This window comes from Pseudomonas wadenswilerensis, assembly GCF_900497695.1.
Classification (GTDB): Bacteria; Pseudomonadota; Gammaproteobacteria; order Pseudomonadales; family Pseudomonadaceae; genus Aquipseudomonas; species Aquipseudomonas wadenswilerensis.
The window spans coordinates 58627-80325 of sequence record NZ_UIDD01000005.1; the positions used below are offsets into that span (position 1 = coordinate 58627).

Annotated in this window: 19 protein-coding genes and 2 tRNA genes; 11 read left to right on the forward strand and 10 right to left on the reverse strand. The window is 63.0% G+C overall.

Annotation, left to right across the window (positions count from 1 at the left end):
- Nucleotides 1-30: 30 nt before the first annotated feature.
- From CCOS864_RS07520 to CCOS864_RS07525, 3 genes are read left to right on the forward strand one after another with little or no spacing between them, the layout of a single operon-like run.
- The gene (locus tag CCOS864_RS07520; protein WP_115085754.1) at nucleotides 31-1233 is read left to right on the forward strand and encodes an MFS transporter; all 1203 of its coding nucleotides are present in this window, start codon (nucleotides 31-33) and stop codon (nucleotides 1231-1233) included.
- Nucleotides 1230-1352, forward strand: a complete 123-nt coding sequence (locus CCOS864_RS28590) for a hypothetical protein (protein ID WP_258578246.1) — start codon at nucleotides 1230-1232, stop codon at nucleotides 1350-1352. The genes CCOS864_RS07520 and CCOS864_RS28590 overlap by 4 nt, the downstream gene beginning before the upstream one ends.
- Nucleotides 1353-1394: 42 nt before the next feature.
- Complete coding sequence (locus CCOS864_RS07525; protein ID WP_115085755.1) at nucleotides 1395-1967, forward strand: glutathione peroxidase; 573 nt, start codon at nucleotides 1395-1397, stop codon at nucleotides 1965-1967.
- Between the two features lie 9 nt (nucleotides 1968-1976).
- Here CCOS864_RS07525 and CCOS864_RS07530 read toward each other — a convergent pair whose 3' ends face one another.
- Entirely contained in the window at nucleotides 1977-2240 is a 264-nt protein-coding gene (locus CCOS864_RS07530; RefSeq protein ID WP_115085756.1) for a DUF2798 domain-containing protein, read from the reverse strand.
- Nucleotides 2241-2356: 116 nt separating this feature from the next.
- Here CCOS864_RS07530 and CCOS864_RS07535 point away from each other — a divergent pair, with 116 nt between their 5' ends.
- Nucleotides 2357-3289, forward strand: a complete 933-nt coding sequence (locus CCOS864_RS07535; RefSeq protein WP_115085757.1) for a LysR family transcriptional regulator — start codon at nucleotides 2357-2359, stop codon at nucleotides 3287-3289.
- A gap of 41 nt (nucleotides 3290-3330) precedes the next feature.
- Here the strand turns inward: CCOS864_RS07535 and CCOS864_RS07540 are convergent, their stop codons facing one another.
- From CCOS864_RS07540 to CCOS864_RS07550, 3 genes are all read right to left on the reverse strand, one after another.
- Nucleotides 3331-4590, reverse strand: coding sequence for an OmpP1/FadL family transporter (locus tag CCOS864_RS07540; protein ID WP_115085758.1), 1260 nt, complete (start codon nucleotides 4588-4590; stop codon nucleotides 3331-3333).
- A gap of 146 nt (nucleotides 4591-4736) precedes the next feature.
- Nucleotides 4737-5219, reverse strand: coding sequence for a hypothetical protein (locus CCOS864_RS28315; RefSeq protein WP_045195516.1), 483 nt, complete (start codon nucleotides 5217-5219; stop codon nucleotides 4737-4739).
- Nucleotides 5220-5588: 369 nt separating this feature from the next.
- Nucleotides 5589-5813 carry a hypothetical protein gene (locus CCOS864_RS07550; RefSeq protein WP_115085759.1) on the reverse strand — a complete coding sequence of 75 codons (225 nt, stop codon included), beginning with the start codon at nucleotides 5811-5813 and terminating at the stop codon, nucleotides 5589-5591.
- Between the two features lie 969 nt (nucleotides 5814-6782).
- Here CCOS864_RS07550 and CCOS864_RS07555 point away from each other — a divergent pair.
- Complete coding sequence (locus CCOS864_RS07555) at nucleotides 6783-7211, forward strand: tetratricopeptide repeat protein (RefSeq protein WP_115085969.1); 429 nt, start codon at nucleotides 6783-6785, stop codon at nucleotides 7209-7211.
- Between the two features lie 183 nt (nucleotides 7212-7394).
- Nucleotides 7395-8783: a DNA recombination protein RmuC gene (locus CCOS864_RS07560; RefSeq protein ID WP_166675658.1), complete on the forward strand. Its 1389-nt coding sequence runs from the start codon at nucleotides 7395-7397 to the stop codon at nucleotides 8781-8783.
- Here the strand turns inward: CCOS864_RS07560 and CCOS864_RS07565 are convergent.
- Together CCOS864_RS07565 and CCOS864_RS07570 are read right to left on the reverse strand one after the other, a co-directional pair.
- Nucleotides 8755-12231 (reverse strand): hybrid sensor histidine kinase/response regulator, encoded by a 3477-nt coding sequence (locus CCOS864_RS07565; RefSeq protein ID WP_115085761.1) that lies wholly within the window; start codon nucleotides 12229-12231, stop codon nucleotides 8755-8757. The genes CCOS864_RS07560 and CCOS864_RS07565 overlap by 29 nt on opposite strands.
- Nucleotides 12232-12350: 119 nt before the next feature.
- Nucleotides 12351-12896: a TetR/AcrR family transcriptional regulator gene (locus CCOS864_RS07570; protein WP_115085762.1), complete on the reverse strand. Its 546-nt coding sequence runs from the start codon at nucleotides 12894-12896 to the stop codon at nucleotides 12351-12353.
- A 91-nt stretch (nucleotides 12897-12987) separates the two neighbouring features.
- Between CCOS864_RS07570 and CCOS864_RS07575 the strand changes: the two genes are divergently transcribed.
- Nucleotides 12988-14178, forward strand: a complete 1191-nt coding sequence (locus CCOS864_RS07575; protein WP_115085763.1) for an MFS transporter — start codon at nucleotides 12988-12990, stop codon at nucleotides 14176-14178.
- A gap of 111 nt (nucleotides 14179-14289) precedes the next feature.
- On the opposite strand, the gene CCOS864_RS07580 is transcribed toward CCOS864_RS07575, so the two are convergent.
- Entirely contained in the window at nucleotides 14290-15465 is a 1176-nt protein-coding gene (locus CCOS864_RS07580) for an MFS transporter (RefSeq protein ID WP_115085764.1), read from the reverse strand.
- Nucleotides 15466-15625: 160 nt separating this feature from the next.
- On the opposite strand from CCOS864_RS07580, the gene CCOS864_RS07585 reads away from it, so the two are divergent.
- Nucleotides 15626-16771 (forward strand): TDT family transporter, encoded by a 1146-nt coding sequence (locus CCOS864_RS07585; RefSeq protein WP_115085765.1) that lies wholly within the window; start codon nucleotides 15626-15628, stop codon nucleotides 16769-16771.
- Between the two features lie 79 nt (nucleotides 16772-16850).
- Nucleotides 16851-18731, forward strand: a complete 1881-nt coding sequence (locus CCOS864_RS07590; RefSeq protein WP_115085766.1) for an MFS transporter — start codon at nucleotides 16851-16853, stop codon at nucleotides 18729-18731.
- A gap of 15 nt (nucleotides 18732-18746) precedes the next feature.
- Here the strand turns inward: CCOS864_RS07590 and sugE are convergent, their stop codons facing one another.
- The 3 genes from sugE to rdgC all read right to left on the reverse strand — a co-directional run bounded on the left by sugE (nucleotide 18747) and on the right by rdgC (nucleotide 21242).
- Complete coding sequence (sugE, locus tag CCOS864_RS07595; RefSeq protein ID WP_038993957.1) at nucleotides 18747-19064, reverse strand: quaternary ammonium compound efflux SMR transporter SugE; 318 nt, start codon at nucleotides 19062-19064, stop codon at nucleotides 18747-18749.
- A gap of 163 nt (nucleotides 19065-19227) precedes the next feature.
- Nucleotides 19228-20187 (reverse strand): bile acid:sodium symporter family protein, encoded by a 960-nt coding sequence (locus tag CCOS864_RS07600; RefSeq protein WP_115085767.1) that lies wholly within the window; start codon nucleotides 20185-20187, stop codon nucleotides 19228-19230.
- A gap of 134 nt (nucleotides 20188-20321) precedes the next feature.
- On the reverse strand, nucleotides 20322-21242 hold the full coding sequence (rdgC, locus tag CCOS864_RS07605; RefSeq protein ID WP_115085768.1) for a recombination-associated protein RdgC: 921 nt from the start codon (nucleotides 21240-21242) through the stop codon (nucleotides 20322-20324).
- Nucleotides 21243-21402: 160 nt separating this feature from the next.
- On the opposite strand from rdgC, the gene CCOS864_RS07610 reads away from it, so the two are divergent.
- Together CCOS864_RS07610 and CCOS864_RS07615 are read left to right on the forward strand one after the other, a co-directional pair.
- A tRNA-Val gene (locus CCOS864_RS07610) sits at nucleotides 21403-21478 on the forward strand.
- Between the two features lie 16 nt (nucleotides 21479-21494).
- Nucleotides 21495-21571: transfer RNA gene (locus tag CCOS864_RS07615), tRNA-Asp, on the forward strand.
- Nucleotides 21572-21699: the final 128 nt, after the last annotated feature.

Consider the following 21699-nt stretch of genomic DNA (forward strand, 5'->3'; position numbering starts at 1 on the left):
AAGCCTTGCGGCGCTTTGGAGACAACAAAAATGACATCGGTATGGCGAACCAGTGGTTGGATTCTCCTCGGCGCGGCGCTGATCCTGGCGTTGTCGCTGGGCGTGCGACATGGCTTTGGCCTGTTCCTGGCGCCGATGAGCGCCGATTTTGGCTGGGGCCGCGGTGTGTTCGCCTTCGCCATCGCCTTGCAGAACCTGATCTGGGGCCTGGCCCAGCCGTTTGCCGGTGCCCTGGCTGATCGCCTGGGGGCGGCCAAGGTGGTCATGGTCGGCGGTATTCTCTATGCCGTCGGGCTGGTGCTGATGGGTATGTCGGACTCGGCCCTGACCCTGTCGCTCAGTGCCGGCTTGTTGATCGGTATCGGCCTGTCCGGCACCTCGTTCTCGGTGATCCTGGGCGTGGTCGGCCGCGCCGTGCCGCCAGAGAAACGCAGCATGGCCATGGGCATCGCCAGCGCCGCCGGCTCCTTCGGCCAGTTCGCCATGCTGCCCGGCACCCTCGGCCTGATCGGCTGGCTGGGCTGGTCGGCGGCCTTGCTGGTACTGGGTTTGCTGGTGGCCTTTATCGTGCCGTTGGTGGGTTTGCTGCGTGATCGGCCTTTGCCCAGCACCGGCAATGAGCAGACCCTCGGCCAGGCCCTGCGCGAAGCTTGCACGCATTCCGGTTTCTGGCTGCTGGCCCTGGGCTTTTTCGTCTGTGGCTTCCAGGTGGTGTTCATCGGTGTGCACCTGCCGGCCTACCTGGTCGACCAGCACCTGCCGGCGACCATCGGTACCACGGTGCTGGCGCTGGTCGGGCTGTTCAATATCGTCGGCACCTACACCGCCGGCTGGCTTGGCGGGCGTATGTCCAAGCCGCGCCTGCTGACCGCCCTGTACCTGTTGCGTGCGGTGGTGATCGTGCTGTTCCTGTGGGCGCCGATCACCCAGTTCAGCGCCTACCTGTTCGGCATTGCCATGGGCCTGCTGTGGCTGTCGACCGTACCCTTGACCAACGGCACCGTCGCTACCCTGTTCGGTGTGCGCAACCTGTCGATGCTTGGCGGTATCGTGTTCCTTTTCCACCAGTTGGGCGCTTTCCTTGGCGGCTGGCTGGGCGGGGTGGTGTATGACCAGACCGGCAACTACGACCTGGTCTGGCAGATTTCCATCCTCCTCAGCCTGCTCGCCGCGGCACTCAACTGGCCGGTACGCGAGCGCCCGGTCGCGCGCTTGCAGGCGCAAGCGGCATGAACCCTGTCGCTATTCGCACCTTGCTCGGCCTTGGCGCACTGTTGCTACTGGGGTTGGCCTGGTGGGGCTGGCATGAGGGCGGCCTGGCATTGATGCAGTTGGGCATGGGCGTGTGCTAGGAGTACTCTGATTTCTCCAGGAACGTTCGAGGGAGAGAGAAGATGCGCACACGCTGGATGTTGGTTCCGCTGTTGACCCTGGCCGCCGCTGCCAATGCCCTGGCCGCCGCTGCCAATGCCCTGGCCGCCGATTGCCCGGCGCTGCTCGACAGCAAGCTGCCGGAACTGCGCGGCAAGGAGCAGATCGACCTCTGTGAGCGCTTTGCCGGTAAACCGCTGGTGGTGGTCAATACCGCCAGCTATTGCGGCTTTGCCCCGCAGTTCGAAGGGCTCGAGAGCGTCTATAAGGAATACCGCGAGCAGGGCCTGGAAATGCTCGGGGTGCCCTCCAACGACTTCAAGCAGGAAGACGCCGATGCCGAGAAAACCGCCAAGGTTTGCTATGCCAACTACGGCGTGACCTTCACCATGACCCAGGCCCAGCCGGTGCGCGGCAGTGACGCTACGCCGCTGTTCAAGGAGCTCGCCGCGCAGAGCAGCGCGCCGAAGTGGAATTTCTACAAGTACGTGATCGACCGCCAGGGCAAGGTGGTGGCTAACTTCTCCAGCCGAACCAAGCCGGATGATCCGGCGTTCAAGGCAGCGATCGAAAAGGCTATCGCTTCCCAGCCCTGAGCGGCTGCCTCAGTGGCTGGTGTGCACGGTCCAGGCCACCAGCTTGAGCACGATCGGGCGTACCACCAGTACGCAGGCGAAGGCCACCGGCATGGCCAGTTGGTAGGCCTTGAGCACGTTGCCCAGGTACTGCTCGTCGATGCCGGCGTTGGCGGCGGTGATCACGAAGCACATCAACAGGGCCATGATCGCCGACATGTAGAAGGCAAACACGTAGGGGGTGGCGCGAACGCCGAGTTTGCGTCGGCTGCGGGCGCTGGTCTGGGTCGTCATGCTGGCTCCATTGGTGTGGGGGAGGGCGCAGCCTAGCAAGGCCGCCTTTGGCTCGGGTAGACGCCTGCGGCTTAGGTCTTTATAAAGAAGATCTTACGAATGCCCGGAAGCCTGCCATGAACCTGCTCGGTTCGATCAAGAGTTTCATCAAGGTTGTCGAAGCCGGCAGCATTGCCGGTGGCGCCCGTAGCCTGGGTTTGAGTGCCGCCGCCGTGAGCCAGAACGTCGCCCGCCTGGAAGCTCACCTGCAGGTGCGCCTGCTCGCGCGCACCACCCGTAGCATGGCGCTGACGCCCAGTGGCAGCCTGTACTACGACAAGGTCAAGCATATCGAGCGCGACCTTGAACAAGCGCAGCAGGCGGTCACCACCCCGGATTGCGAACCCAAGGGGCGCTTGTGCATCGCTTCGTCTTCGGCGTTTGGCCGTCATGTACTGGCGCCGTTGATTCCGGCGTTCAGCGCGCGATACCCGCAGCTTTCAATTGAATTGGTTACGAATGATCGGCGGGTCAATCATGCCCAGGAGGGCGTCGATGTCAGTATTCGCATCCAGCCACAACTCGAAGATGGCCTGCTGGCCCGGCACATCGCCAGGGTGCCGTTCATTTGCTGCGCCTCCCCGGGCTATCTGGCGGCGGCCGGCTGGCCACAATCGCCCGAGCAGCTCAAGGAGCATCGCTGCCTGGTGTTTCGTTACCCGGTAGACGGACGCTTTTTACGCTGGGGCTTTATCCGCGAGGGTCTGCGTTTTGATGCCGAGTTCGACAATGTGCTGATCAGCGATGACATCGATGTACTGACCCAGATGGCCGTGCAGGATGGTGGCATCGCCCGGCTGGCCGAGTTCGTCGCCCGGCCCTTGCTTGAGCGTGGCCAGCTGGTGGCGTTGTTCGAGTATTCGCAGCCCGCCATGGCCTATGCCCAGACCGAGCCGATGGACGTCTATCTGTGCGTGGCCGATCGCTTTGCCCTGACGCCCAAGGTGCGGGCGTTCATGGAGTACATCCAGCTTGAGGTCGGGCCTGCCTGGCCGGTCCATCAGGCATAAAAAAACCGCCAATGAAGGCGGTTTTTTTAGTGGCGCTGCAATCAGAAGCGATAGGTCAGCGACGCGCCAATACCGTGAGCGCTGTTTTCGTACTTGGCGTTGTACGAACCCTTGGTCGGGCTGGCCAGGTTGACCTTGGTGTCTTCTTCCCACAGGTAGGAGTAAGCCAGGTCGATGGTCATGTCTTCGGTAGGGCTGTAGCCAGCGCCCAGGCTGAACACCTTGCGGTCGCCAGTCGGAATGCGTGGCGAGCGGTCGTGGTTGTTGGTCGGCGACTGGTCGACGGTGAAACCGGTGCGCAGTACCCACTCTTTGTTCAGCTTGTACGAAGCACCGATGGCATGTGCCCAGGTGTCGTGCCAGTTCTGGTCTTCGTTGATGGTGCCGAATTGACCGGCAATCGGCGCAGGCACTTCGTTGGTTACGGTGATCGCTTCCAGACGGCTCCAGCGGGTCCAGGTGCTGCCCGCGTAGAGGGTCCACTGGTCATCCAGTTCGTGGGTGACCGAGAAGTCTACCGACTCAGGGGTCTTGATCTTCAGTTCGGCGTCAAACTTGCTGCCGCTGAACGGGCCGATCAGGGCCGAGTTGATCTTGGTGTTGCCTTCGAGCTTGTAGTCGACCATCGAGTGGTAGGTCAGGCCCAGGCGGGTCTTGTCGGTGGCTTGCACCATGACGCCGATGTTGTAGCCGACCGCGGTATCGTCGCCCTTGATCTTCACTTCGCCGTCGTTGAAGCCCGGGCTGCGTGGGTTGAGGACGTTGGAGCTCAGTTCGCCCTTGATACGGTTGAAGGTCGGGCCGAAACCGATCGAGACCTTGTCGTTGAAGGCATAGCTGACAGTAGGCTGGAAGGTAATGACTTCAACGTAGCTTTTCTTGCCCCAGTAGCGGCTGGCAGCTTCGTCTTCGTATTCGGTCACCAGGCCGAAGGGTGCGTAGACACCAAAGCCGACGGTCCAGTGATCATCGATCGGCTTGACGTAGTAGCCCATGGGCACGCCAACGAACGGCACCATGTCACCATCGGTGCTGCCGCCTGGGCGGCCGCCACCGGAAATGTCGGACTTGGCGATGACGGCGGCGCCGCCAACGGTGATCTGTTCGCGTTTCAGGCGCGACATGCCGGCAGGGTTGCCGAAAACGGTGCTGGCATCATCGGCAGAAGAAGAACGACCCGCGAAACCTGTGCCCATGCCGCTGACGCTTTGTTCGTTGAGGGCAAAGCCGCTGGCGAACAGTTGAGTCGAAGCGAGAGTGACGGCGAGGCTAAGAGAGGTTTTGAGCATGACTTTTTTCATTATTAGAACTCCTTGGGATCTCCGGGGCGAAAACTACCAACATTTCGCCCGCAGCGCTATAGGCTGTATCGCAGGAGATAGAGCGGTTTTGTAGGACAATCCGACCAAAATGGCGGGAATTTTCCGATTATGGAAAGCAGTGACTCTCAGCAGGCCTGAAGAGTCACAGGAGCGATGCAGGTTTGCCAGGCGCAGGTGAAATCGCGCAGCCGGCCCTGAGGTTGGAAGGTTTGTCGCCAGATGCGTGCCAGGCCCAGTAAATCGTCGGCGGCGGGCAGTTCAGGGGCCTGTTCTTCGATCAGCATCCAGGCGATGGCGGTGGCGTAGCGCAGGTTTACCGTCAGTTCCAGGTGCGGGCCGCTGAGGAAGGCGTGCTGGCTGGCCAGGCCGCGGACCAGGCTGGCAAGGTCCGGGTCGCGGGCCAGGAACTGGTCCCAGAGGCTTTGGTGGCGCAGTTCGCCGATGCGGTACAGGCCGTGCCCGCGACGGTCGTGCAGAGCCGAACCGAGTGCTGACTGGCTGGCGGCGACGCCGAGCAGCAGGGCTTCGGCGCTGGCGCAATGACGACCCAGGTAGATCAGGGTCGGACGAATGACAAACTGGCTCAACTCGCTCGCGGCGATACCCATGATGCCCTCGAACTTGAAATTGACCGGCGGACGCTGGAGCTTGGCAGCTAGTGAGTCGGTCAGGCCCGCCGGAAGCGGCCTTTGCCGCTTGAGTTGAAGTGTAGTGTCATATTCGCGCTGTAAAGGCCTGTTTTTAAAACATTTGCGGCTTTTAGTTATAAATCATATGCCGTGTGGCGATTAGTGATTCGCACTTAAGAATGGCCAAATTCCTGTGGGAGCTGGCTTGCCAGCGATGGCCGCAACACGTTAGCCGGGGCTGCCCTCATCGCTGGCAAGCCAGCTCCCACAGGGGGATTCGACAGATTTACCAGGCATAAAAAAACCCCGCCAGAGGGCGGGGCTTGAGCGTTTGCAGCGCCGTGCGGATCAGGCCACCAGGGCCTGACGGGTGCGCTCGATGACGGCCTGCAGCGGCTCGGCTTCGGAGTATTGCTCCGGGTACAGGCGCTCGCTGTGACGGGCAATGCCGTGCTCGTTGACCAGGGTGAAGCTGAAGCCGCCTTTGCGCGACGCCAGGATCAAGCAGTTCAGAGGGGCAAATGCCTGGGAAAGGGTGCGAATGGCAGCCTGAGTATGGTTGGAGTGATTCATAGTTATTAGGTGTTCCTGCAATAGACACGGATTCGATCCGTGCACATATAAAACGTTCCAGTAACGCGGGCATTTAAGCCGGTGCGAAGAACCTGACTGGAACAGGGCAGCCAGTTTTGGGCGCATTTATCATGTGGCGCTGGGGCTGACTGGTAGGTACGTCAGAGGACAGGCAACAGCCAGGGTCGGGTTCAATGCCGCTGGGTGAAGATCCTGATCAATCTGCAGGTTGGTTCGGTCAGAGTAAGAAGTGATTTACCTGGGGAACCATCGAGTGGGCCGGTCCTGGTTTCAACAGGCCTGTCCGATGTGAGGGGGCAGGGCACTGTAAGGACTGCTTTGGCCAGAATTGACTTTCAGCTTGGTACTAACGGCGGCAAGACTACAGGACTTTCCGGGTCTTGGCAAGCTTTGGGGGTTTTCGTCTGGCGAGCCGATCAGTATGTCGCGTTCCCGGCGCTCTGTGAAGTGGTATTTCACCGGCTTTGTAGCGTCGTGAGGCAGGGAACGTGCCAGTTTCGTGCAGATAAACGCCTCGCTTCAGGGCGGTTGTACACATTTGGGGCAGCCCCTGTTACAGCCCTGCAACAACGCGGCACATGGCCGCTAATGACTTGGCCGTTGCCTTAAGTCAATGAAAAAAAACACTTATTTTAGCTGGTGAAAAAATCGACAGTTTGACTGAAAGCCCCATTCCATAGGGGTTTGCGGGGTGGTTTAGGGGGTTGTCCACCGAGTTATCCACAGCTTCTGTGGATTGTCCCGAGCGCTTGCTCTAGGACGGGCGTGCCAGCTTTTTGGCCGGTGTCCGACAATCCTTCGGCAGTCTTCTGTCAGGGACAAAATGCCCGCCCTGACGTCAAGAAAAAACGCTGAAATATTTTGAAAAAAAGTGCAAAAAAGCACCGGGCCATTGTCAGAGAAATGGAGTAGAGTGGCGCGCCTCTCGAGTTGCCTTCGCTGTTTTTTATGAAGTTTCGCTCCAAAATCCCCGTTGACCCAGCTGCCCAACCGCCTCTGCCCGAGCCCAAGCGCTTCTCCTTGAAGGTTGCCTTGTGGTTGCTCGACAGTCCGCGCCTGGGTGACAACCCCAACGTCAAGCACTTTGCCGGGCGCTTGCTCAAGCAGCCGGCGCGCCAGGGCGTGGTGGTGGCCCAGAGCCGCTTGGGGCAGATGCTCTGCCGCGATTGCGGCAATGCGCGCGACCGTCGTATCGGCCATGAACTATTGCGCCAAGCGGCGCGGGCCGGTGATCGCCGGGCCCAGCTTGAATACGGCCGGCTGTGCGCCCTGGGGCAACTGAACGAACCCGCTCAGGGCCGCTTCTGGTTGGAGCAGGCGGCAGCCCAAGGCTCGCAGGAAGCCCTGCGCCTGCTCAGGCAATTGCCTGAAGCCTGAATACGGCGCACAGGCCCAAGGCTGATAAGCTGAGCCGTTGATTGTTGGCCGAGGGAGTTCGGGGTGGCTATGGCAGTGGATCTGACCAGCATTCTGCTGGGTATCGTGGTGGCGGCTGTGCCGTGTCTGGCGCTGGTGCTGCAGGTGCAGCGGCGCCTGAGTACGCGCCAGGCGCAAGCGGCTTTGCTCGAAGAGCGCCTGAGCAGCGTGCAATTGGCCCAGGAAGGCCTGCTCGCCCAGCTGGATGCCAGCCGTGACGAAATCAGCGACTTGAGCCAGGCCAACGCCGCCAAGCAGGCCACTTTGGCCGCTCAGGCCCGTGAGCTTGAGCTGTTGCAGATCGACCGTGATAACGCTCGGGATGCCGCCCACGCCTGGCAGCTGGAGCGTTCGGCCCGTGAAGCCGAATTGCGCCGTCTGGACGCCCAGAGCGCAGCCCTGAGCGCCGAGCTGCGCGAACAACAGGAAAGCCATCAGCAACGCCTCGACGACCTGCAGGGCTCGCGTGACGAGCTGCGGGCGCAATTCGCCGAAATGGCCACCAAGATATTCGATGAGCGCGAGCAGCGCTTTGCCCAGACCAGCCACCAACATCTGGGGCAATTGCTCGATCCGCTCAAGGAGCGCATCCAGGCCTTCGAAAAACGCGTCGAAGACAGCTACCAGCAGGAAGCCCGCGAGCGCTTCTCGCTGGCCAAGGAGTTGGAACGCCTGCAGCAGCTCAACCTGCGCCTGAGCGATGAAGCCACCAACCTGACCCAGGCGCTCAAGGGTCAGAAGACCCAGGGCAACTGGGGCGAACTGATTCTGGAGCGGGTGCTGGAACACGCGGGGCTGGAGAAGGGCCGCGAGTACCAGACCCAGGTCAGCCTCAAGAGTGCCGATGGCGAGCGCTTCCAGCCCGACGTGCTGATCATGCTGCCGGGCGACAAGCAGGTGGTGGTCGACTCCAAGGTCAGCCTGACCGCCTATCAGCAGTACGTTGCCGCCGACGACAGCGAGATCGCCCAGGCCGCGCTCAAGCAGCACGTGCTGTCGCTGCGCAACCACGTCAAAGGCCTGTCCGGCAAGGACTACAACCGCCTCGAAGGCCTGCACAGCCTGGATTTCGTCCTGCTCTTCGTGCCCATCGAGGCGGCGTTTTCGGCGGCCTTGCAGGCCGAACCGAACCTGTTCCAGGAAGCCTTCGACCGCCAGATCGTGATCGTCAGCCCAACGACCTTGCTGGCCACCTTGCGGGTCATCGACAGCTTGTGGAAGCAGGAGCGCCAGAGCCAGAACGCCCGGGAAATCGCCGAGCGCGCCGGCTGGCTGTACGACAAGTTCGTGCTGTTCATCCAGGACCTGGACGAGCTGGGCAACCGCTTGCAACAGGTCGACAAAGCCTACAGCGCGGCGCGCAACAAACTCTGCGAAGGCCGTGGCAACCTGATCAGCCGCAGCGAACAGCTCAAGCTGCTCGGCGCCCGGGCCAGCAAGAGCCTGCCTGCCGACTTGCTCGAGCGGGCCATGAGCGAAGGCGACCCGCTGGCCGCCAGTGCCCTTACTGGACCAGGCTCAGATGCCGATTGAGCAGGGCGCGCAGGGCCGCCGGCTTGACCGGCTTGGCCAGGTAGTCGAGGCCGGCGGCATGTACCTGGGCAACCATCTCGCTGCGCCCGTCGGCGCTGATTACCACGCCGGGTACCGGCTCGCCGAGGCGGGTGCGTAGCCAGGCCATCAGCTCGGTGCCGACCTCGCCATCGTCCAGGTGATAGTCGACCAGCGCCAGGTGCGGGCGCAGGCCGTTTTCCAGCAAGGCATCGCATTCTGCGCGGTTGCGCGCGGTCGACACCTGGCAGCCCCAGCGGCTGAGCAGGCTGTTCATGCCGATGAGAATGCTGTCTTCATTGTCGACACATAGCACCTGCATGCCCGCTAATGGCTGCCCGGCCTGTTCGGCGGGGCTGACCACCGGTACCGCCGGCGCCGTGGCCAGCGGCACGCTGACGCGGAACACGCTGCCCTTGCCCGGCCAGGATTTCACTTCAAGCGGATGCCCGAGCACCTTGCACAGGCCATCGGCAATCGCCAGGCCCAGGCCCAGGCCTTTTTCGGCGCGGGTCTGGTGGCTGTCCAGGCGTTTGAATTCCTCGAAAATCACCTGCAGCTTGTCATCGGCGATGCCGCTGCCACGGTCCCAGACCTCCAGCCACAAGCGGTCATGCTGGCGGCGCACACCCAGCAGGATCGGGCTCTTGCCATAGCGGAAGGCGTTAGTGAGGAAGTTCTGCAAAATGCGCCGCAGCAGCTTCATGTCGCTCTGCACCCGCAGGCGGCTGCCGCGCAGGCGGAAATCCAGGCCTTGCTGCTGGGCCAGCACCTTGAATTCGGCGCCGAGGGTGTCGAACAGCTCGTTGAGGGCGAAAGGCTTGACGTCCGGGGTGATCTTGCCGTTTTCCAGGCGCGAAATGTCCAGCAGGTCGCTGATCAGTTCTTCGGCCGAGCGCAGCGAGCTGTCCATGTGCTGGACCAGTTGCTGGGCGTCGGCCGACAGGCCGTCACCTTGATGCGACAGCGCCGCCGAGAACAACCGCGCGGCGTTCAGCGGTTGCATCAGGTCGTGGCTGACGGCGGCAAGGAAGCGGGTCTTGGACTGGTTGGCCGCTTCGGCATGGCTCTTGGCTTCGGTCAGCGCCTGGTTCAGTTGCGAGAGTTCATGGGTACGTTCGGCGACCCGTTGCTCCAGGCTTTCGTTGGCACCCTTGAGAGCCTGTTCGGCTTCGCGGAACGGAGTAATGTCGGTAAAGCTCATGACAAAGCCGCCGCCGGGCATCGGGTTGCCGATCAACTCGATTACCCGGCCATTGGGAAACAAGCGCTCGGAGGTGTGTGCACGGCCCTGGCGCATCCAGTGCAGGCGCCTTGCCACGTGCACCTGGGCCTCGCCCGGGCCACACAGGCCGCGTTCGGCGTTGTAGCGGATGATGTCGGCAATCGGCCGGCCGACGCTGATCAGCCCGTCGGGGTAGTTGAACAGCTCCAGGTAGCGGCGGTTCCAGGCCACCAGGCGCAGCGACTGGTCGACTACGCTGATGCCCTGGCTGATGTTCTCGATCGCCCCTTGCAGCAAGGCGCGGTTGAACTGCAGTACCTCCGAGGCTTCGTCGGCGATGCGCACCACGTCTTCCAGCTGCATGTCGCGGCCTTCGATGGCGGCCTTGACCACGGCGCGAGTGGAGGAGGTACCGAGCACGCCGGCGAGCAGGCGCTCGGTGTGCTCGATCCAGTCACCGTCGGCGTTCTGGTTGGGGTTGAAGCCCTTGCCCTGGCGGTAGGCGAAACGGATGAAGCTTTGTCGTGCGCGCTCTTCGCCGACAAAACGTGCGGCCAGGTGCAGCAGGTCGTCGATCTGCACCGCCAGCAGCGAACGGCTGCTCGGCCGTGCGCTGGTCTGCTGGCCGATAAAGCGCCCGGCCTGCCAGTGCTCTGACACCCGGGTGCGGGAAAGGATCGACACCCAGGCGAACAGGGTGAAGTTGCCCGCCAGCGACAGCACCACGCCCTGGGTCAGCGGGGTGATCGGCAGGTTCAGCGGGTTGCCGTGCAGCCAGGCCAGGCCCGGGAACAGCTCCAGCGACCAGCCCAGGCTATGGGCGGCAATCGGCAGCACCAGGGTGTAGAACCACAGGAACACCCCGGCGGCCAGGCCGGCGAACACACCGCGGCGGTTGGCCTGCTTCCAGTACAGGGCGCCAAGCATGGCCGGGGTCAGTTGGGTCACGGCGGCAAAGGCCACCTGGCCGATGGTCGCCAGGCTCGCGGTGGAGCCAAGCAGGCGGTAACTGACATAGGCCAGCAGGAGGATGACGACAATAGTCACCCGGCGCACCGAGAGCATCCAGTGGCGGAAGGCTTCGAACGGCCGCTCGGCGTTGTTGCGCCGTAGCAGCCAGGGCAGCAGCATGTCGTTGGAGACCATGGTCGACAGCGCCACGGCCTCGACGATGACCATGCCGGTGGCCGCCGAGGCGCCGCCGATAAAGGCCAGCAGCGCCAGCGCCGGATGGGCCTCGGCCAGCGGCAGGCTGATGACGAAGGAGTCGGGCAGCACCGAGTCAGGCAGCAGCATCTGCCCGGCCAGGGCGATCGGCACCACGAACAGCGCGGCGAGGATCAGGTACATCGGGAACACCCAGCGCGCCAGGCGCAGGTCCTGGGGTTCGATGTTCTCTACCACGGTGACGTGGAACTGTCGCGGCAGGCAGATGATCGCCATCATCGCCACGCCGGTCTGCACGATCATCGACGGCCAGTTGATGGTCTCGCTCCAGAAACCTTCCAGGCGCGGTGCCAGTTGCGCCTTGCTGAACAGGTCGTCGAAGCCATCGAACAGGCCGAAGGTGACAAAGGCGCCGACGGCAAGGAATGCCAGCAGCTTGACCAGGGATTCGAAGGCAATGGCCAGGACCATGCCGCGGTGGTGTTCGGTGACGTCCAGGCTGCGGGTACCGAAGACGATCGAGAACAGCGCCAGCACCAGCGACACCACCAGCGCGGTGTCCTGCACGCGGCTGCCGGTGGCGTCGGCGCCGGCACCAATCAGCAGGTTGACGCCGAGCACGATGCCCTTGAGCTGCAGGGCGATATACGGCAGCACGCCGATCAGGCAGATCAGCGCCACCACCACCGCCAGGCTCTGCGACTTGCCATAGCGGGCGGCGATGAAGTCGGCGATCGAGGTGATGTTTTCCTGTTTGCTGATCAGCACCATCTTCTGCAGCACCCAGGGGGCGAACAGCAGCAACAGCACGGGGCCGAGATAGATCGGCAGGAACGCCCAGAGTTGTTCGGCGGCCTGGCCGACGGCACCGAAGAAGGTCCAGCTGGTGCAGTACACCGCCAGCGACAGGCTGTACACCCAGGCACGCAGGCGCGGCGGCAACGGTGTGCTGCGGCGGTCGCCGTAGAAGGCGATGGCGAACATGATGGCCATATAGGCCAGGGCGACCACGGCGATCAGCCCACTGGACAGCGACATGACAACTCCGAAGCAAAAGGGTGATTCAGCCTGACAGCGAACCTCGATCAATCAGTCTGGCACGCCGCCGAGGCTTCGTCAGCGCCGACGATGGTCGCAGTGGCAGAGCGTCGCAGGCCTTAACCGGGCAAGGCCAGGTCAAGCAGGCGGTAGAGCTGTTCCAGGGTCGGCGGGGCTTCGGCGAACAAGGTACGGTAGACGGTCGGCGCGACGATCAAATCGAGCAGGTGCTCGATGTCTGGCAAGGCCTCGCCGCGCGCCTGGGCACGATCGAGAATGACCTGCAACTGCCCGCGCAGGATGTTGGTGCAGTAACCCGGGCAGGCGCTGCTGAGCACGTCGCGCATCAGGTTGCGGCCTGGCTCGGAGGTGATTTCGTCGAGGTATTGCTCGGTCCAGGCGCGCAGGTCGGCGCGTAGCTCGCCGGTGTCCAGCGGCGCCACGTCGGGCAGCACACGCTCGACGGCGACATCGGCCAACAAGGCCGCCAGTTCGCCCCAGCGCCGGTAGATGGTCGACGGGGTGACGCCGGCGCGGGCAGCAATTTGCGGCACGGTCAGGCTCGCGCGGTCCTGCTCTTTGAGCAGCTCGCGTACCGCCGCATGTACCGATGCCTGAACACGGGCGCTGCGCCCACCCGTGCGGATACCTTCTTTAATCGCCATCGGTCGACCTTAACACAAAGGGTTTGCGTTAAGGAATGAAGGCGAGCAGACTGCGCAAAAGCTAAATAATTGCTTTAGCGGAGTGCTGACCATGTTCATGTTGTTCAAAGCCCCGGCCTCGCGGCGTTTTCGTCTGGTGTTTCTGGCCACTGCTCTGCTTGGTTTTCTCGCGGCGTCGAGCACCCCCACGCCCTTGTATCACCTGTACCAGCAAGCGTGGCAGTTCTCGGCGGTGACCCTGACGCTGATCTTCGCCGTGTATGCCGTGAGCCTGTTGGCGGCGCTGTTGACGGTCGGTTCGCTGTCGGACTACCTGGGGCGGCGGCCGTTGATCTTTACCGCGCTGGTACTGGAAAGCGTCGCCATGCTGTTGTTCCTGCAGGCCGACAGTGTCAGTGGGTTGATCGCGGCGCGGATCCTGCAAGGCTTTGCCACCGGTATGGCCACCAGTGTGCTGGGGGCCGCGTTGCTGGATATCGACCGGGAACAGGGGCCGCTGGTCAACAGCCTGACCCCCTTGCTCGGCATGGCCAGCGGTGCGCTGGGTACTGGTTTGCTGGTGGAGTTTGCCCCATGGCCGTTGCGCCTGGCGTACGGGCTGTTGCTCGGCCTGTTTGTGGCGCAGGCGTTGCTGGTGTGGCATCTGCCCGAGAGCGTCAGCCGCCAGCCCGGCGTCCTGGCATCGTTGCGCCCGGCCCTGCATGTACCGCCCCAGGCGCGAGCAGCGGTGTGGCGGATGTTGCCGGTGAACGTTGCCGGTTGGGCATTGGGCGGGTTCTTCCTGTCGCTGGCGCCGTCACTGGCGCGCGAGGCGACCGGGGCGACCTCCAACCTGGTGGGCGGCGGGCTGGTGGCGGCGTTGACGGTGACCGGCGCCGTGGCGATCTACCACCTGCGACTGCGCCCGGCCGGGCAGATCCTGCGCCTGGGCACTGGAGTGTTGCCGGCTGGGATGCTGTTGATCCTGCTGGCGTTGCATCGCGGTGAACTGGGGCTGTTTTTCATGGCCACGGTGGTCACCGGCGTCGGCTTTGGCGCGAGCTTCCTGGGCGCGCTACGCAGCATCATGCCGCTGGCCGAGGCCCACGAGCGCGCCGGGCTGATGGCGACATTCTATGTGCTGAGCTACCTGGCCTTCTGTGTGCCGGCCATGCTGGCCGGGTGGATGGTGCGCAGCTTCGGCCTGGTGCCGACCGGGGAGGTTTATGCGTTGGGGGTGATCATACTGTGTGCCGTGGCAGCGATTCTGAGCTTGCCGGTGCGGGCTTTGTCCCGCGGCTGACGGTACTGGCGTCATCGCCGGCAACGCCGGCTCCCACAATAGATCTGCTTGTACCGGACCCTGTGGGAGCTGGCCTTGCCAGCGATCGAGCGCGTAGCGGTCGCAATCCCCTCAGCGCCGAGCCCCCAGGTAATAAAACAGCGCTGCCAGCAGCACCGAACCGATCAACAGGTAAAAGGTCGCCACCGGCACCAGGTGCGCCAGGGCAAAGCCGCAGATCACCGGGCCCAGCGCCGCGCCGAGGTTGGACAGGTTCTGCGCGCCGTAATACACCCCGCGCAGATGCTCCGGGGCGATGCTGTCGATGAACATGTACTCGGCAGGGATGACGATGATCTCGCCGAGGGTGAACACCAGCATCGCCAGGCACCAGACCAGCAGCGACTGGGCCAGCGAGAATCCCAGCAGGCCGACCAGGAACAGCGTCATGCCGGCGATCAGCCAGGGCATCAGCTGGCGGCTGCTGATGCGCCGGCCAATCACATACTGCAAGGCAATCACCGTCACCGCGTTGGTCGCCACCAGGTAGCTGATGTAGCGCGCCGCTTCGCTGGCGCTGCTGGTCACCACCAGGTACTGCGACAGGTAGGCGGTGAACTGGCCGAACACTACCGCACTGAGGGCACCGCCGAGGGTGAAGCAGATCAGCCGGCGGTCTTTCACCAGTTGCACGCCAACACTGAGAAACCCGGCCTGTTCGCTGCCTTCGACCCGCGCCCGCGCCGCGCGCTCGCCCCAGCGCCGGTAGCTCAGGCACATGGCCAGGCCGAGCAGCGCCGAGAGCAAAAACGGCAGGTGATCATCCAGCAGCACCAGCGCCACGCCGACGAAGGGCCCGACCGCGTAGGCGACGTTGCTCAGGGTGTACTTGATCGAGAACACTTCGCTGCGCTCCTCCAGCGGCAGCAGCGCGCAAAAGCCGGCCTTGGCGGCGATGTCCACCACCGCCAGGGCCAGGTTGATCAGCACCAGGCAGATGAAGAACAGGCTCAGCTCGCGGCTGACCACCGCGCCAATGAAGGCCAGGGTAAAGGTCAGGGTCGCGGCGATGATCACCGTGTAGCTGCGCAGGGTATCGATCAGGTAGCCGCCATACAGGCTCAGCAAGGAGGCGACGATCAGCGCGCCGCCGATCATCAGGCCGATGCCGCTGATGTCCAGGGCGAAGTTCTGTGCAAGGTAGACCACCAGGTAGGGCAGGGTGATCGCCCGGGCCAGGGTCAGGGTGAAGGTGGTCGCCAGCAGCAGACGAACTTGCGGTGCATAGCGTTTGATGGCGGTGAGCATTAACGACGTCCTTGTTGTTATCGGCGCTGAGCATACGCCTTGTGCAAGGCAATTTGTATATTGGTAAAACCGATAACAGATAGAGAAATTACCCGTTATATAGATATATTTTCCCAGCATAAGATGAACTCAACCTCACCGGAGGACAGGAGAATTCATCATGCCTTGCAGCCAAACCCGCACCTCGCCGTTACGCCCGCTGAGCCAGCTGGCGCATCCGCGTGAAGTGATCCGTCAGTTCACCCCCAACTGGTTCGCCGCGACCATGGGCACCGGCGTGCTCGCCCTGGCCCTGGCGCAGGTCGATGTACCCGGCCTGCACGCCTTGGCCGAATCCCTGTGGTTGCTGACCATCGGCCTGTTCGTGCTGTTTACCCTGCTGTACACCGCGCGCTGGGTGCTGTTCTTTGATGAAGCGCGGCGGATCTTCGCCCATTCCACCGTATCGATGTTCTTCGGCACCATCCCCATGGGCCTGGCGACCATCCTCAACGGTTGCCTGGTGTTCGGCATCAATCGCTGGGGCGAGGGCATCCTGCCCTGGGTCGAGGCGCTGTGGTGGTTCGACGTCGGCCTGGCACTGCTGTGCGGCGTGGCCATTCCCTACCTGATGTTCACCCGCCAGGAACACAGCATCGACCAGATGACCGCCGTGTGGCTGCTGCCGGTAGTGGCCGCGGAAGTCGCCGCTGCCAGCGGCGGCCTGCTGGCGCCGCACCTGGTGGATGCGCACGCGCAATTTCAGGTGCTGATCACCAGCTATGTGCTGTGGGCGGTGTCGTTGCCGGTGGCGTTCAGCATCCTCACCATCCTCATGCTGCGCATGGCCCTGCACAAACTGCCGCAGGCCAACATGGCCGCGTCGAGCTGGCTGGCCCTGGGGCCGATCGGTACCGGCGCCCTGGGCATGTTGCTGCTGGGGGCCGATGCCCCGGCGATCTTCGCTGCAAACGGCCTTGGTAACCTGGGTGAAGTCGCCCGCGGCCTGGGCCTGATTGCCGGCATCGTGTTGTGGGGTGCGGGCCTGTGGTGGTTACTGACGGCGGTGCTGATCACCCTGCGCTACATCCGCCACGGCATGCCGTTCAACCTCGGCTGGTGGGGCTTTACCTTCCCGCTCGGTGTGTACACCCTGGCCACCCTGAAACTGGCGGCCTGGCTGGGCCTGGGCTTCTTCCATGAGCTGGGCATGCTGCTGGTGGTGGCGCTGGCCGCACTCTGGCTGCTGGTCACCGCCCTGACCCTGCGCGGCGCCTGGCACGGTGAGCTGTTCGTGTCGCCATGCATTGCCGGTCTGAACAAGTAGATTGCATTTACCTGGGGGTTTGTGGCTTTGTGCGGCCTGCGCGTATCCAATAACAAAGCCCCACTCAGGTACACGGACGATGAGTCAATCTTCACAATTCAGCCTGCTTGGCAAACGGCGCTTCTTGCCGTTCTTCGTCACCCAGTCGCTGGGTGCGTTCAACGACAACCTGTTCAAGCAGTCGGTCATCCTGTTGTTTCTCTACAAGATCGCCAGCCCCCACGGCCAGGACACTGCCATCTGGGTCAACGCCTGCGCCTTGATGTTCATCCTGCCGTTCTTCCTGTTCTCGGCGCTGGCCGGGCAGTTCGGTGAGAAATATGCCAAGGACGCGCTGATCCGCGTGATCAAGCTGGCCGAGATCGCGATCATGGCGGTCGGGGCCATTGGCATCATGACCCAGATGCCCTTGCTGATGCTCCTGGCGTTGTTCGGCATGGGCACCCATTCGGCCATGTTCGGCCCGGTGAAGTACTCGATCATGCCCCAGGCCCTGCGCGAGGAAGAGCTGGTCGGCGGCAACGGCCTGGTGGAAATGGGCACCTTCCTGGCGATCCTCGCCGGCACCATTTGTGCCGGGGTGTTGATGTCCAGCGCCGATTACGGCGTCTGGGCTGCGTCGGCGGTGGTGCTGGTGGCCGTGCTGGGCTACCTGGCCAGTCGCAGCATCCCGCGCGCCGCAGCTTCTACACCGGAGCTGAAAATCAACTGGGACATCGCCAGCCAGACCCTGGCCACCCTGCGCATGGGCCTTCAGCAGACACCCGCGGTGTCGCGCTCGATCGTCGGCAACTCATGGTTCTGGTTCATCGGCGCGGTGTACCTGACGCAAATCCCCGGTTACGCCCAGCAATGGCTGCACGGCGACGAGACCGTGGTGACCCTGATCCTTACCCTGTTCTCGGTGGGCATCGCCGTCGGTTCGCTGTTGTGCGAGCGCATGAGCGGGCACAAGGTGGAAATCGGCCTGGTGCCGTTCGGCTCCTTCGGCCTGAGCCTGTTCGGCCTGCTCTGGTGGTGGCACTCCGGCGAGATCCTGCCGGCGGCCGCGCCTTACGACTGGCTGGCGGTACTGGGCATCGGCCAGGCCTGGTGGGTGCTGGGGTCGATTCTCGGCCTGGGTGTGTTCGGCGGCTTCTATATCGTGCCGCTGTATGCACTGATCCAGTCACGTACCCCGGTGGATCAGCGCTCGCGGGTGATTGCCGCCAACAACATCCTCAATGCACTGTTCATGGTGGTCTCGGCGATCTTCAGCGTGGTGCTGCTGAGCTTCCTGGAACTGAGCATCCCGCAGCTGTTCCTGGTGGTGTCGCTGCTCAACATCGCGGTGAATTTCTATATCTTCCGCATCGTCCCCGAGTTCACCATGCGTTTCATGATCTGGCTGCTCAGCCATTCCATGTACCGCGTCGAGCACCGTGACCTGCAGCAGATTCCTGATCAGGGCGCAGCACTGTTGGTGTGCAACCACGTGTCGTTCGTCGATGCGCTGCTGATCGGTGGCGCGGTACGTCGGCCGATCCGCTTCGTCATGTACTACAAGATCTACCGCTTGCCGGTACTCAATTTCATCTTCCGTACCGCCGGGGCGATTCCGATTGCCGGGCGCAGCGAAGATGCCGAGACCTACGAGCGCGCGTTCAAGCAGATCGCTGCGTACCTGGCCGATGGAGAGCTGGTGTGCATCTTCCCTGAAGGCAAGCTGACCACCGACGGTGAAATCGACGAGTTCAAGGGCGGTGTGAGCCGGATCATCGAGCAGACGCCGGTGCCGGTGATCCCGTTGGCGTTGCAGGGCTTGTGGGGGAGTTTCTTCAGCCGCGACCCGGCCAAGGGGTTCTTCCGCCGCTTGTGGTCGCGGGTGACCCTGGTGGCCGGTTCTGCCGTCCCGGTGGAAGCGGCGGAACCGGCGTTGCTGCGTGAGCGGGTCAGCGAGCTGCGCGGCGACTCACGCTGAAGGGGCAGGGCTGGGTCAGCTGGCGCTGACCTTGAGCCCGACCAGGCCGCAGATGATCAGCGCCACACTGACCAGACGCACCAGGGCCATGGATTCGCCGAACAGGATGATCCCGGCGATCACCGTGCCGACTGCGCCGACTCCGGTCCAGATCGCGTAGGCGGTGCCCAGCGGCAGTTCTTTCATGGCCAGGCCCAGCAGGCCGAGGCTGATGACCATGGCGCCGACGGTGAGGACGGTGGGCAGGGGGCGGGAAAAGCCGTCGGTGTACTTCAGGCCAACGGCCCAGCCGACTTCGAACAGGCCGGCGAAAAACAGGATGATCCAGGACATGCAGAGTCTCCATCAAGTGATGGGGCCGTCCCCGGAATGGTCACGCGGTGCGTCGTGAGGCCGTCCTCACAGTGGGCAACATGGTGCCCAAGTTGCTTTTGTACTGCAAGTTGGGCCGCGTTGCGGCCCATCGCCGGCAAGACCGGCTCCCACAGTGTTGGCATTAACCGAGCGGCTGGGTTTTAAGCTCCACCTCAGGCTCTTGCATGCGCCGAAACCAGGTCGACAGCAACGCCCCGGAAATATTGTGCCAGACGCTGAACAGTGCGCTGGGCACCGCCGCCAATGGCGAAAAGTGTGCACTGGCCAGGGCCGCGCCCAGCCCGGAATTCTGCATGCCGACCTCCAGCGCCAGCGACTTGCGCTGTGCCAACGGCAGTTTGAACAGCTTGCCAGTGATGTAGCCAAGCATGAAGCCAAAGCCGTTGTGCAGCATGACCACCACCATGATCAGTACGCCGGACTCGGCGATTTTCGCCTGGCTGGCGGCCACCACGGCGCAGACGATCATCACGATGCTGACCACCGACACCAGCGGTAGCACCTGCACCGCCAGTTGTACCCGCGCGCCCAATAGGCGTTGAGCCAGCACGCCAAGCACGATCGGCAGCATCACCAGTTGCAGGATCGACCAGAACATGTCGAGGAAAGACACCGGCAGCCAGGCCGAGGCCAGCAGCCAGATCAGCGCCGGGGTCAGCAGCGGGGCGAGCAGGGTGGTGACGGCGGCAATCGCCACGGCCAGGGCCAGGTCGCCCTTGGCCAGCCAGGCCATGACGTTGGATGAAGTGCCGCTGGGGCAGCAGCCCACCAGGATCACGCCCACGGCAATTTCCGCCGGCAGCTGGAACAACTGGCACAACAGCCAGGCCACGCCGGGCATGATCATGAAATGCGCGACCACGCCCAGGGCCACGCGCCAGGGCTGGCGGGCGACGGCGGCGAAGTCATCGAGTTTGAGGGTCAGGCCCATGCCGAACATGACCAGGCCGAGTAGCGGCACGATGGCGCTTTTAAGGCCGATGAACCACTGCGGTTGCAAGAAGGCCAGGATGGCGAACAACAGCACCCACCAGGCGAAGGTATTGCCGACGAAGCGGCTGAGGGCAGCGAGGGTACGCATGGCGCAGGTCCTTCTTATCACGACCGCTGCGCGCTCGATCGCTGGCAAAGCCAGCTCCCACAGGTTCGGCGTACACAGATCCATTGTGGGAGCCGGCTTTGCCGGCGATGAGGCCGGCAAGGTCGCTACAATACTCAGATCCCCTGCGGGATTTCTTCTCCTCCCAACGCCTCGAACAGCGCCGGCAGGAACTCGCCAAAGGTCAGCATCATCAGGGTGAAGCTGGCATCGAGCTGGCCCAGGGCCTCGTCGCCGCCGTCTTCTTCGGCCTGGTCCTGCAGCAGCTCTTCAAAGCGCAGGCGCTTGATGACCATCTTGTCGTCGAGCACGAACGACAGTTTGTCCTGCCAGGCCAGCGACAGTTGCGTGACCACCTTGCCGGTGCCCAGGTGCAGCTGGATCTCGTCGCTGGTCAGGTCCTGGCGCTTGCAACGGACGATGCCGCCGTCTTCGTGGGTGTCGCGCAGCTCGCACTCATCCAGTACATAGAAGTCAGGCGCGGCCTGCTGGGTCTTGACCCAGTCGGTCATGGTCGCGCTCGGGGCGATCTTCACAGTCACCGGGCGCACCGGCAGCGAGCCGATGACTTCACGCAGGGTCGACAGCAGGTCTTCGGCACGCTTGGCGCTGGCCGAGTTGACCAGGATCAGGCCTTGCTTGGGGGCGATGGCGGCGAAGATCATCGAGCGGCGAATAAAGGCGCGCGGCAGGAAGGCCTGGATGATCTCGTCCTTGATCTGGTCGCGCTCCTTCTTATAGACCTTGCGCATCTGCTCGGCTTCGATCTCGTCGATCTTCTCTTTAACCGCATCGCGCACGACGCTGCCCGGCAGGATGCGCTCTTCTTTACGCGCGGCAATCAGCAGGAAGTCGCCGCTGACATGCACCAGCGGTGCGTCTTCACCTTTGCCGAACGGGGCGACGAAGCCGTAAGTGGTCAACTCCTGGCTGGCGCATGGGCGAGCCGGCTTGCTGGCCAGAGCGGTTTCCAGTGCCTCGGGGTCGAACGAAATGTCCTGGGTCAGGCGGTAGGTCAGCAGGTTTTTGAACCACATGGGGTGAATCTCTCCTCAACACATAAGGAGGGCATTAAACTCCGAGCGGGCACTTCAGGCCAAGCACCGCTAAGTCTTTGGAACGCCTCAAAAATTTTTTTAAAAAAGTGCTTGCCAGAGTGTTCGGTGCTCCGTAGAATGCGCGCCACACCGAGACGAAGGGTGATTAGCTCAGCTGGGAGAGCATCTGCCTTACAAGCAGAGGGTCGGCGGTTCGATCCCGTCATCACCCACCACTTCTCAGTGTATCGCGCAGCGGTAGTTCAGTCGGTTAGAATACCGGCCTGTCACGCCGGGGGTCGCGGGTTCGAGTCCCGTCCGCTGCGCCATATTTAGCTTCCAGGGCCCACTGAACACCCGGAAGCAACAAAGAAAGCGACCTTAGGGTCGCTTTTTTTGTTTCTGGAATTCGTCCAGAATCCACCAGTACGCTGGGACGCTACTGTTTTGCTCCGTG